This window comes from Bacteroides sp. AM16-24, from assembly GCF_003471885.1.
Classification (GTDB): Bacteria; Bacteroidota; Bacteroidia; order Bacteroidales; family Bacteroidaceae; genus Bacteroides.
The window spans coordinates 239734-252633 of the sequence record NZ_QRKI01000005.1 but is presented as its reverse complement, the minus strand read 5'-3'; the positions used below and the strand labels follow the sequence as shown (position 1 = coordinate 252633).

9 protein-coding genes are annotated in these 12900 nt (G+C 50.0%); all 9 read left to right on the top strand.

Features of this window, described 5'->3' with window-relative positions:
* Positions 1 to 5: 5 nt before the first annotated feature.
* The 9 genes from DW182_RS08575 to DW182_RS08535 all read left to right on the top strand — a co-directional run bounded on the left by DW182_RS08575 (position 6) and on the right by DW182_RS08535 (position 12900).
* Positions 6 to 2399, top strand: a complete 2394-nt coding sequence (locus tag DW182_RS08575) for a sugar-binding domain-containing protein (RefSeq protein ID WP_005831615.1) — start codon at positions 6 to 8, stop codon at positions 2397 to 2399.
* A gap of 5 nt (positions 2400 to 2404) precedes the next feature.
* Positions 2405 to 4747: a glycosyl hydrolase 115 family protein gene (locus tag DW182_RS08570; RefSeq protein WP_005831613.1), complete on the top strand. Its 2343-nt coding sequence runs from the start codon at positions 2405 to 2407 to the stop codon at positions 4745 to 4747.
* A gap of 15 nt (positions 4748 to 4762) precedes the next feature.
* Positions 4763 to 5950: a mannonate dehydratase gene (gene uxuA, locus DW182_RS08565; RefSeq protein WP_005831612.1), complete on the top strand. Its 1188-nt coding sequence runs from the start codon at positions 4763 to 4765 to the stop codon at positions 5948 to 5950.
* 43 nt (positions 5951 to 5993) lie between these two features.
* Positions 5994 to 6809 carry an SDR family oxidoreductase gene (locus DW182_RS08560; protein ID WP_011965499.1) on the top strand — a complete coding sequence of 272 codons (816 nt, stop codon included), beginning with the start codon at positions 5994 to 5996 and terminating at the stop codon, positions 6807 to 6809.
* 169 nt (positions 6810 to 6978) lie between these two features.
* Positions 6979 to 9345, top strand: a complete 2367-nt coding sequence (locus DW182_RS08555; protein WP_032845418.1) for a hybrid sensor histidine kinase/response regulator — start codon at positions 6979 to 6981, stop codon at positions 9343 to 9345.
* Entirely contained in the window at positions 9317 to 10615 is a 1299-nt protein-coding gene (locus tag DW182_RS08550; protein ID WP_032845406.1) for a sigma-54 dependent transcriptional regulator, read from the top strand. Before DW182_RS08555 ends, DW182_RS08550 begins: the two co-directional genes overlap by 29 nt.
* A gap of 195 nt (positions 10616 to 10810) precedes the next feature.
* Positions 10811 to 11440, top strand: a complete 630-nt coding sequence (locus DW182_RS08545; RefSeq protein WP_011965502.1) for an RteC domain-containing protein — start codon at positions 10811 to 10813, stop codon at positions 11438 to 11440.
* Between the two features lie 110 nt (positions 11441 to 11550).
* Positions 11551 to 11754, top strand: a complete 204-nt coding sequence (locus DW182_RS08540) for a hypothetical protein (RefSeq protein WP_032845407.1) — start codon at positions 11551 to 11553, stop codon at positions 11752 to 11754.
* A 111-nt stretch (positions 11755 to 11865) separates the two neighbouring features.
* Entirely contained in the window at positions 11866 to 12900 is a 1035-nt protein-coding gene (locus DW182_RS08535) for a DUF6047 family protein (RefSeq protein WP_032854320.1), read from the top strand.

Genomic DNA, 12900 nt, shown 5'->3' with positions numbered 1-12900 from the left:
TTCTCATGAAAAAGTTTATATCTATATCTTTCTTCACCTGGCTGTTTGTAATGTTCAGCTATCCTCTGTTTGTAGAGGCTGCTATGCCAGAGCGGAAACAGTTGTTTGATGACAATTGGCGTTTTAAACTCGGCGATACACCCGATGCCCCTTCACTTGCATATAACGATGTCGGTTGGCGAAGCTTGGATCTGCCTCATGACTGGAGTGTTGAAGCCGATTTTGATGCGGAGGTTCCTGCCGGAAACGATGGTGGCTATCTGCCTACGGGTATTGGATGGTACCGAAAGAAGTTCCACGTAGATAAGGTGATGGAGGGTAAGGAACTGCGCCTCTATTTTGAGGGTGTTTATATGAATTCGGAAGTATTTGTCAATGGAGAGCGTGCTGGAGGGCATCCATACGGTTATTCATCCTATTTCTGTGACATTACTCCTTACCTGCATTTCGGGCAGGAGAACATTGTAGCCGTACGTGTGGATAACTCCCAACAGAAGAACTGTCGTTGGTATAGTGGTTCAGGCATCTATCGCCACGTGTGGCTGCTGACTACAGAGGCGATATACATTGATGACTGGAGCGTTTATATTCGCCCGACTCAAAAAGAAGGCAGCGATGATTGGAATCTGGACATTGCCATGCGCTATATAGACAATGCCCGGACCGGGACAAAACCGGAAATCAAGCATACGATTTATGATGAGGCTGGCAGAGTGCTAGTAACATCCGCAAGCGGACACACGAAGCAATCGCTCTCTGTAAGTCATCCGAAACTATGGTCGCCGGATACCCCAAATCTTTATAAGGTATGTACGCAACTGATTGTTGGAGGCAAAGTGGTAGATGAGGTAACGAATATGACCGGATTCCGAAACATAACTTTCGACAGTCAAAAAGGCTTGTTTGTGAATGGTAAACCTATACTTCTGAATGGCGGATGCGTGCATCACGACAACGGCATATTAGGTGCGTGTTCTTTCGATGCAGCCGAAGCACGCAAGGTGCGATTGTTGAAAGAAGCTGGCTTCAATGCCGTGCGTACCTCGCACAATGTGCCTTCGGAAGCCTTTCTGCATGAATGCGATCGTCAAGGATTGCTCGTTATCGACGAGGCTTTTGACGGATGGCGTGATGCCAAGAATAAACATGACTATTCCGTGCTTTTTGACAAGTGGTGGAAACGTGATATTGAAGCGATGGTGCTTCGCGACCGCAACCACCCCTCCGTATTCTGCTGGAGCATCGGCAATGAGGTGATAGAGCGCAAGAAACTGGAAGTAATCACTACGGCAAAGAGACTTGCCGAACACGTACATCGGTTGGATCCTTCACGTCCGGTCACTTCTGCACTAACTACTTGGGACAAAGACTGGGAGATATTCGACCCGTTGGCAGCCGTACATGACATTGTAGGCTATAATTACCAGTTGCATCGTGCAGAATCTGACCACGAACGTGTCCCCTCCCGCATCATCATGCAGACGGAATCCTATCCACGCGATGCTTTCCGCAATTGGGATTTGGTAAACAAGCATCCCTATATCATCGGCGACTTTGTATGGACGGCATTGGATTATCTGGGAGAATCGAGCATCGGGCGTGCCTATTACAAAGGTAGGGAGAAAGACGGTTTCCATACCGGGCAGCTCTATCCTTGGCATGGTGCCTATTGTGGTGACATCGACCTGACCGGGCTGCGAAAACCCATATCCCATTATCGTGACATGCTCTACAACCCCGATAAGAAACTCTATATGGCCGTACGTGAACCCAATGGTTACCGGGGAGAAATAAAAGTAACTGATTGGGGTGTATGGCCTACCAGCGAAAGCTGGACTTGGAGCGGGCATGAAGGAAAACCGATAGAAGTAGAGGTCTGCTCCCGCTATCCCCGTGTGCGGCTTTTCTTGAACGATTCACTTGTGGACGAACGCCCGGCAGGCTATGTACAACAGTTCAAGGCTGTCTTTACATTGCCCTATCAGGCAGGTACACTGCGCGCGGTAGGTGTGGATGAGAACGGTATAGAGCAGGAAACCGTAGTGTTAAAGACTTCCGGAACTCCTGTTTCTCTACGCCTTACCACTCAAGATCAAACCATAAAGGCTGACGGACAAGATTTGGCTTTTGTTATCATTGAGGTCGTGGACAAAAATGGAAACGTAGTACCTGATGCTGCTAATGAAGTGGAATTTTCCGTTCGTGGAACCGGTATGCTGGAGGCTACGGGCAGTGCGGATTTGAAAGACGAAAAATCATATACGGCTCCCATACGTAAGGTCTGGAAAGGTCGTGCCATCGCTGTAATCAGAAGTACGAAACAAAACGGTAAAGTCAAACTGAAGGTGGCGTCAAAAGGACTTTCTCCGGCTTCAGTAATAATTAAAACTAAAAGATAAATAATATGAAAATAGGATTCCTAACAATTTTACTCTTCCTTGTCGTACAGACGGCATGGGGACAGTTCCGTGTGCATTCAGGTATGACGGTTACAGTGAACTGTGACAAATCGGAAGCTCCGGTGGTGCATACAGCCTTGGAATTGCTTCAACGGGATTATCGGGCTGTTTTCTCCGATTCTTTACATTGCGAAGAAACGCGTGGTAATATCCTTGTTGGAACTTTGGAAGTAAACAATGCGGTTGAGCAATCTAAAGCCGATCTTTCTGGATTGAAAGGTATGAGAGAAGCCTTTTTGCTGACTGTGTTACCTGACGGGCGGTTATTGATTGCCGGAAGTGACAGTCATGGTACTGCATACGGCATCATGGAACTTTCGCGATTGATAGGCGTGTCTCCTTGGAAGTGGTGGGCGGATGCCACTCCTATGAAACGAAAATCTTTTGAGTTGCCTTCCGGTTATCGGAATGTACAGGCTCCGTCCGTGGAGTATAGGGGTATCTTTATCAACGATGAGGACTGGGGGCTGATGCCGTGGAGCAGTTTGCATTACGAGCCTTGGTACAAGCCGGGACGCATCGGTCCTAAAACCAACGAACGTATTTTTGAATTGCTGCTCCGCTTGCGTGCCAACACTTATTGGCCGGCAATGCACGAATGCACGCAACCTTTCTTCCTGACAAAAGGCAATCGTGAGGTAGCAAAGAAATTCGGCATTTACATCGGAGGGTCACACTGTGAACCGATGGCTTCGAGCACCGCCGGTGAATGGAGCCGCCGAGGAAAAGGGGAGTATGATTATGTGAACAACAGTACTTCAGTCCGTAACTTCTGGGAAGAACGTGTGAAAGAGGTTGACGGGCAGGAGATTTTATATACGGTAGGTATGCGAGGTGTGCATGATGGTGCGATGAATGGTGCCAGAACGGTGGAAGAACAGAAGCGTGTACTCGAACGTGTGTTTGCCGACCAACGGAGTTTATTGCAGCAATATGTCAACAAAGATGTGACAAAGGTGCCACAGGTGTTTATTCCTTATAAGGAAGTACTTGATGTGTACAATGCCGGATTGGAGGTGCCCGAAGATATTGCGTTGATGTGGTGTGATGACAATTACGGCTATATCAAGCATTTTCCGACGGAAGCAGAACGTGCCCGTAAAGGCGGTAACGGCATCTATTATCATGTCTCGTACTGGGGACGTCCGCACGATTATCTTTGGTTAGGTACATTCAGCCCGTATCTGCTCTATCAACAGATGAAGCAGGCGTATGACCATGATGTGCGTAAGATATGGATTTTGAATGTGGGTGACATAAAGCCGATAGAATATCAGACGGAGTTGTTTTTGGATATGGCATGGAATATAGAAGAAGTGAATAAAGAAGGAGTTTCTGCTCATTTGAGCAATTTTCTTTGTCGGGAATTTGGTGAAAAGGTTGGTCGAGAACTGCTCCCTGTCATGCAGGAACATTATTGTCTTGCCCATATCCGCAAACCGGAATTCATGGGGAATACACGGGAGGAGGAATATCATACGAATGATTACCGCATTGTGAAGGATATGCCGTGGAGTAAAGAGTATATCCTGCAACGGTTGTCGGATTATCAGACTGTTTCGGATGAGGCTGAACGGCTGTCTGCGCAAATATGTGATGGACGTGAAGATGTTTATTTCCAACTGGTGAAATATCCCGTACAGGCTGCTGCTGAGATGAACAAGAAGATGCTCTACGCCCAACTTGCCCGTCATGGCGAAGCCGACTGGGGGCGGAGTGATGCGGCCTACGACAGCATCGTTTCATTGACTCGCATATATAATACAGGTATAAGGAATAATGGGAAATGGCATCGTATGATGGATCACCAGCCGCGTCGGTTACCTGTATTCGAACCGGTAGACCGTTCTGTCACGATGAAACCCATGAAAGAAGAGCGTGCGGCAATCCGTCGTTGGAATGCGGTAGAATGTGCAAAGGGGGATTTCGTCCCTTGTGAAGGTTTGGGATATGAAGGGAAGGCGGCTGTCATTCCTAAGGAGAAAGAGGTCACATTTGAATTGCCAGACTGTCCGTCTGATTCTGTAGAGGTAGAAGTCCGTTTGTTGCCTTCCCATCCCGTGGAGGGGACACAGTTGCGTTTCACTATTGCATTGGATAAGGAGGAAACTCTGCCTATCCATTACGAGACTAAAGGACGCAGTGAGGAATGGAAAGAGAATGTACTCAGGAATCAGGCGATAAGAAGAGTGGCTTTGCCTGCCCGGAAAAAGAAACTAAACAAACTTGTGATAAAGGCTCTTGATGAAGGTGTCATACTGGATCAAGTATCGGTTTATCCACTTTAATATTGCATAGAACGGATGGAAAAAACATGGAGATGGTTTGGCAAGAAAGATGAGATTACACTTACCATGTTGCGTCAGATAGGAGTAGAAGGGATTGTTACTGCTTTGCACGATGTACCTAACGGTGAAGTCTGGCCCTTGGAAACTGTCAAGGAAATGAAAGAGTATATAGAATCTGCCGGACTTCGCTGGTCGGTGGTGGAAAGTTTGCCTGTATGTGAGGCAATCAAGTATGCAGGCCCTGACAGAGACCGGTTGATAACAAACTATATACAAAGCCTTACCAACCTCGGCAAGGCGGGCATCAAAACTGTGTGCTACAACTTTATGCCGGTCATTGACTGGATTCGTACGGACTTGAACCATCCCTGGCCGGACGGCACCACATCACTTTATTTCAATAAAACACGTTTTGCCTATTTCGACTTGAAAATCCTGAAAAGGAAACATGCGGAAAAGGATTATTCCGAAAAGGAACTGATGGAGGTGGAAAAATTAGGCAGCCGCATCACTGGGGAGGAAGAACTGGAGCTGATAGATACGGTCATTGTGAAGACACAAGGTTTTGTGAATGGAAATATACGGGAAGGGGAGACTGAGCCCGTTTCGGTTTTCAGGAGGCTTCTATCCCTTTATGAAGGTGTGGACAAGGGCATGTTGCGCGAGAATATGCGTTATTTTCTTGCAGCCGTCATGCCGGTGTGTGAGAAATATGGCATTGACATGTGCGTGCATCCCGATGACCCACCCTTTCAGATGCTTGGACTTCCCCGTATCGTGACCTGTGAGGAGGATATTGCCTGGATTCTGGATGCCGTGGACAATCCACACAATGGGCTGACATTCTGTGCCGGTTCACTCAGTGCCGGTGTACACAATGACACCCGTGGGCTGGCACGCAGGTTTGCCGGTCGTACCCGCTTTGTCCATCTTCGCAGCACAGAGACTTTGTCCGGTGGGGATTTCATAGAGAGTTCGCACCTGTCCGGCCGGGGACATCTGATAGAACTGATTCGTGTCTTCGAATCCTCAAATCCCGGCTTGCCCATGCGGGTGGATCATGGCCGCATGATGCTTGGGGATGAGAAACTTGGATACAATCCGGGATATTCGTTTCATGGACGTATGCTGGCATTGGCGCAAGTGGAAGGGATGATGTCCGTTGTGCAGGATGAATTGCAGGAACAGCGAATGAGATTTTAAATAGTAATATGGATTATACCGATTAAATTATATGCCGATTGAAATGAATGAATTATTTGGAATTGCAGGAAAAGTAGCCGTTATCACTGGAGCCGGTGGAGTTTTAGGCGGTAATATCGCAAAACATTTTATGCGGCAGGGTGCAAAAGTCGTTGCAGTTGATATCCGTCAGGAACAACTGGACAAGCGGGTTTCCGAACTGAAACAATATGGAAATGAGGTGATTGGCGTTGTTGGCGACGTACTTGATGTGGCAAGCCTGGGAAAACTGGCCGGACAAGTACTTTCTCAATGGGGGAAGATTGATATACTTCTGAATATTGCAGGGGGTAATATGCCGGGAGCCACACTTGAACCGGAGCAACACTTTTATGATATGGATATAGCCTGCTGGGAGAAGGTGACCGGCCTGAATATGAACGGTACTGTGTATCCGTCAATGGTCTTCGGCAAAGTGATGGCGGAACAAAAGAAAGGTTGTATTGTCAATGTATCTTCGATGGCCGCTTATAGTGCCATTACCCGTGTACCCGGCTATTCGGCTGCAAAATCTGCAGTTGCTAATTTTACCCAATGGCTTGCCTCTGAAATGGCTTTGAAATATGGTGACAGCATTCGTGTCAATGCCATCGCTCCCGGTTTCTTTATCGGCGACCAGAACCGGAGGGTATTAATTAATCCTGACGGATCTTTGACGGAACGAAGCCGCAAGGTACTGGCCAAAACCCCGATGGGACGCTTTGGGGACATTACCGAACTCAACGGTGCGGTTCAGTTCCTATGCAGTGATGCGGCAAGTTTTATAACCGGTGCATTACTGCCTGTTGACGGCGGATTCAGTGCTTACAGTGGAGTGTGAAGGGGGATATGGAGGCTGACCGGGTGATAATGGGGTGACTCATTTGTTGCCCGGTTGTGTATGTCGGCTTGTTGGTCGTACTTTTAGCTGTACATATATTATCTACTAATTTTCAAATATTGTGTCACGCAATTGTTATTTGTTTTAATTGATACTAGCCTATTCCAAGATGAGATCTTTTCTTTCCATACTCCAGTTGAAGATAGCCGGCGGATACATTCTGCTGCTGGCATTGCTCTGTGCTGTGGTTTTTCTTGTCCGGCTGGAGCATGGGAAGATGGAGGAACTGGATTCCAGGGAGTATTCGGCCAATATGAGAAGGAAGGCCGTCAACCGGACCTTTGAAAAACTGCTGGAATTCTCCTTCCATGACCATTTCCAGCTGATGCAGGACAGTGCGGATATCCGTGAATGCGGGAACAGTTGTGCGGCGGCTCTGGACGCCTTGAACGGACTGAAACCTTATTATGCGGCAGAACAGCATCCGGCCATAGACACCGTATCCATGCTCCTGCTGGAAAAGGAGCGGCTGCTGTATGAGTTGACGAACACCCTTTCCGGTTTTCCCCGTGCGGACAGCCTTCTTCTGAGAAAGGCTCCCGGAATCGTGCGGCAGGTGCGGGATGCCGGACAGCCGGATACACCGTCGGCAAAGAAAGGCCGGGGCCTTCTCAATGTTCTTATAGGAGGCAGGAACAAGAAGTCCGCTTATGCCAATCGGAAGGAGAAGGAGATGCGGAACCGAAAAAGACAGTCCTCCGTAAACGGAGAGTTCATCCGGCTGCAAAAGGACATGTACAGCCAGTATGCTGACTACCGGAAAAGACTGGAGGCCTGCTCGGACAGCCTGCGGTGCCGCAACCGGGAACTGGACGCACGTATCAGCGGCCTGATACATGATTTCGAACGGGCAGCCGATATGCAATATACGGAGGATATGGAAGAAACGGCGGCATTGAGAAGGCAGTCGTTCCGTATCATCCTTTCTATAGCCGTCATTTCCGTTCTTCTGATAATCCTGCTCTATCTTCTTATCCATGCCGACATCAGAAAGAGGCAGAAGTACCGGATGACACTTGAGGCCGCCTGCTCCCGGAATGAAGAGCTGCTGGTGTCCCGCCGTAACCTGATGCTGTCGGTGAGCCATGACCTGCGGGCGCCTCTCGGTACGGTCTGCGAGTTTGCGGAACTGATGCAGCATGAGAAGGATGCCGGGCTTGTAAGGGAGTTCGCCGCCAACATCCTGCACGCCTCCCGTCATGTCATCGGACTGGCCAACAACCTGCTGCACTACTACAGGCTGGAAGAGGGTAAGGAACAGCCGGAGAATGCCGTATTCCATCTGGGGCAGACTATCGGGAATGCCGTGCGTGTCTATCTTCCCTCCGTTGAAAAGAAGGGGCTCGGACTGACAACGGAAATAAAATCGTGTGATGTGCTTGTCAGGGGCGATTCCGGACGGCTTGTCCGGATTCTCGGCAACCTGCTGTCAAACGCGGTCAAGTTCACGCGTACCGGTTACATCCATGTGGGGGCCTCGTACGGAAACGGCAGGCTCCTGCTGTTCGTGAGGGACACTGGCACAGGTATAGACAAGGAGCGGCAGCAGCTGATATTCTCCGACTTTGAACAGGCCGGCTCCCCCACGGACAGCGGCTTCGGGCTGGGGCTGGCAGTCACCTCAAGACTGGTCTCCCTGCTCGGGGGAGACATCCGTGTGGAGAGTACGCCGGGACGTGGAAGCACTTTCGAGGTCCGACTCCCCCTCGGTGAGGCCGACATGCCGGATATGCGGGATGCGGCCTCCGGTGACGGCCTCCCGCTCAATATCAGGGTATTGTACATTGATGACGACCGGATGCAGCTGGATGCCGTCCGAAGGATGTATCTCCGTCACGGCATCGAATGTGACTGCTGCACGGACATCGACGGGATGGTCACGACATTGCGAAGGAACCGGCATGACCTTGTCCTGACCGACATGAGGATGTCCGATACGGACGGTTATGGTGTGCTGGCATTGCTCCGCAACAGTAACATCGGCCAGTCCGGAACGCTCCCCGTACTGGCCGTGACCGCCCGTGTCGACAGCGATGCCGCCCGTTTCAGGGAGGCCGGTTTTGCCGGATGCCTGCACAAACCCTTCTCCGGGGACGAACTGATGGCGGCCACACGGGGTGTGGAACGTCCTGACTTTACATCCGTCATGGAGGGCGAGGAACACGCGGACGAGCTGCTGGATATTTTCATCGAGGACACGGAGGCCGGACTTGCCGGCATACGCGATGCGGTCAGTTCGGGCGATTATAAAAAACTCGGAAATATCATACACAAGGCCGTCCCCGTATGGGAGACGATACGGATAGACATCCCCCTGCAGGAACTGGCATATATGGGCTCTCTGCCGCCTGAAAAATGGGCCGGTATGTCGGACGAGCGGATCGGAAGGTTGGTCAGGGCTGTAGAGAATGCTGTAAGGAAGGCCGTAACATTAAAGGAGAAAATGAATGGAGACAATACTCATAGTGGAGGATGACCGTACATACGCACGCGCCACCGCTAACTGGCTGGCTCGAAACGGCATGGACGCCCGTTACGTGCTTTCGGCGGACGCCGCAAAGGAGTTCCTGGGCAATAACGGGGTGGATCTGGTCCTTTCGGATTTCCGTCTGGGTGACTGCAACGGCGTGGAGCTGCTTGAATGGATGAGGGCGCACGGCTACCGTATGCCCTTTCTTGTCATGACCGGGTACGGGGATATACCCGGTGCCGTGGAAGCCGTGAAGAAGGGGGCTGACAATTATCTGCCCAAGCCCGTGCAGACAGAAGAGGTGCTCGGTGTCATCCGCGAATTGCTGGAACGCAAGAAGAAAAGAACAAGGCAGGAACAGGCTTTTTATGTCTGCAAAAGCCCGTCGGCTGTAAGACTTCAGGAGATGGTGCGTCTGGTAGCTCCTGCGGACAGCCTTTCCGTGCTGATACGCGGGGCGTCAGGTACGGGCAAGGAATGGGTGGCACGGCAGATACACGCTTTCAGCAAGCGTTCGGCCGCCACTTTCGTGGCAGTGGACTGCGGAGCCCTTCCACGGGAACTGGCCGCATCGGAACTGTTCGGGCATAAGAAGGGGGCTTTTACCGGAGCGGTGGAGAACAAGAGCGGCGTGTTTGCCGCCGCCGACCACGGGACACTGTTTCTGGATGAAGTCGGCAACCTGAACATGGAGACACAAGTGCAGCTGTTGCGTGCCCTGCAGGAGAAGCGCTACAAACTTGTCGGTGGAACGGAGGAGATACATGCGGATGTCCGGCTGTTGGCGGCTACCAACGAGGCTCTGGAACTGGCGATAAGCCAGGGACGGTTCAGGGAGGACCTTTTCCACCGACTGAACGAGTTCCCACTCCATGTCCCGCCTCTAATAGATTGTCGGGAGGATATCATACCGCTGGCCGGATTCTTCCTCTCTTTTGCGAATGAGGAATTGGAAAAGAAAATAAGGGGATTTGACCGGGATGTAAGGGAAGCTTTCGTGTCCTATCCGTGGCCCGGCAATATCCGCGAGCTGAAAAATGTGGTGAGACGTGCATGTGTATTGGCGCAGGGTGGCTGGATTACTCTCAAGGAGATTAGCCTTCCAGTGAATGTCCCCCCCTCGAACAATTACAGACTGGATATGGAGCGGACGGAACAGGAGGCGATACAGAAGGCGCTGGAAACCACAGGTAATGACCGGAAAGCAGCCGCACGGCTGCTGGGCATATCCCGGAGCACGCTTTATCTGAAATTGAAAAAGTACGGCCTGATTTGAAACTGTCCACATTTCTGGACACACCGTGTCCGACGGGAGATTATGGACATGGACACACAATCATACACTGATATTATAACATTCACGTTTTCAAAAGATTGCTTCACACATTCCGGTATGGCACATCTCTTGCCCTTATGGTTATGATAACGGACAATAAAACAGAAACAGTTTTAATTTTTAAATATCAATACCATGAGAACATTGACAAATACACCGCTGTTCGGAATGTTCACCTCTTACGTGGAAGGTTCGGAGCTTATGCCGGGAAATTTGCCTGCCGCCTATGATGATTTTGTAGGGCTGCTTACCAATTTGCCGCAGGACGGGGACACGGTAGGACAATTAAGACGCTTGAATTACACAAGAATAGAACTTTCCTTCATGAGGCAGACTAGTGATGTATTGAAGGAGAAACGACACGTGCTCTATGACGTGTTCATCGACAAGGTTCTTTCCCTGCTGGATGCGGAGATAGAAATGCTGAAAGAGTGTTTGCGTCACTATACAGATGATGCCGGTATGGGAATGGAGATCCGCCCGCAGGGCTGCAAGCGTAAATCCGCATTGCGCTGGAACGGTACGGACAGCGACCTGATAGAACTCGTGGCCGCATTGATGGCAGCCGGATCGGTGGACTGTGCGGAGGGAAAGAAACTGACCATTGTGGATGTCATCAGGGTATTCGAGGACGCCTTCAATATCAAGATAAACGCCTTGTATACCAAACGCGGCAAGGTGTTTGACCGCTGTACGGATTCCACGCCCTTCATCGACTCCCTGCGTAAAAGCTATATCAGGATGCTGGACGAGCGGCTGGCGTAAGGATTGTCCGCCAACAGCCGCCAACGGGCGACTTGCAAGCATGTCTTGTTGTGGATTGACGACCGGAATGTTTTCTTTGCAGTCAAAAACTTCAGTAAACAAATCAAGCTATGGGACTATTGAATGACTGGACAAAGCGCTGGCTGGTTCGTCTTACGGGCAAGGCGGCCGAACCGGGCAGCGTGTTCATCACACTGGACGAAAAGAATACTCCGGTGGATGTACGCACGGGTGATGCCACACTGAAAGCGTATGAGGATTATATCGGGAAGGCGGTGAGGAACTTCGACAAACGGGGCTACCTACCCGGCTGAACGATTCTAAAAGCGGATTTCGCAGATAAAGGGAAGATACCTTCCCGACGGGGAGAACTGGCGAACTGGTATTTTCATACTCTGGTTCCGACTATCCATAGACATAAGGCAGTGACGGGAAGGCAGATTCCTTTGAGGGATGCGGCCTATACGCTAAAAACGGGGTTGAAACTGTTCAGCCGCCGGGCATCATCCACAGCACTGCAAAAAGACAAGCAATATAAAGAGTTTATCCGGCATAACGAGGCTAAAGGCTGGAACAATGAAAGACTGGCCGGTGAAAAGGGGCGGGTGTATGCCGTGGCGACGGATGAGGGCGTACTGTTCTTCTCGGACAACGAAAAAGGAATGAAAGCACGTAACAGCTATCTGCAACATCTGGCAGACGGATTTTTCAATATGACCAAAGGGACGGAAACATTGAAAATGTATGAGATGGAGACACCTTCCCGACAAGTGGCGGAACTGGTGGACAACTGCATCGACAAACTGGCGAAAAGCGATTTGCGCAGTGCCGATACGCAACTGCGTAAATCGGAGTTCAGCTTCACTTCTGAGAAACAGGCAGGAAAAGAAATGCTGGAAGGTGCTGTCTGTACGGATAAATACGACTTAAGACCGGATTACAACAACTTTGACCGGTTAACCAAAGATTTCAATCTGGGCATTTCTCCACGCAATTATGATGTTGCCTCTCTGCTTTATATTTCGGAAAACGGGTATGCCGGTCATGTAGTGGCGGACTATTTTCATCCGTTCAGTTACGAATATGAGTTCAGGGACTTGGCAGAAAAACTGGGTGACAGCATCAAGGCACGGCAATCGGCACCGATGTCATCACATGATTTCGGTTATGCAGCCTTGCAGATGGAAGCGAAAGCAATGGCAAGAGATATTTTGCAATCGGAGTTTCATATAACGGATGGAGAATTCAAGTTGAGCGGAAGTATCAACCGGGTGGAAAAAACGGAAAGAATACACCCCACCTCTTGTCAACATTCCCAAGAACAAAAGAGGGGTAAATCTTCCGGGGCAGACCATATACGAGAGATTCCGACACTGACACTGAATAACAGTCAGCGGCAAGCGAAGCATGTTGCTTCCATTACTCCCGATAAAAAGGAAAAGAAACAACTAATCATATAG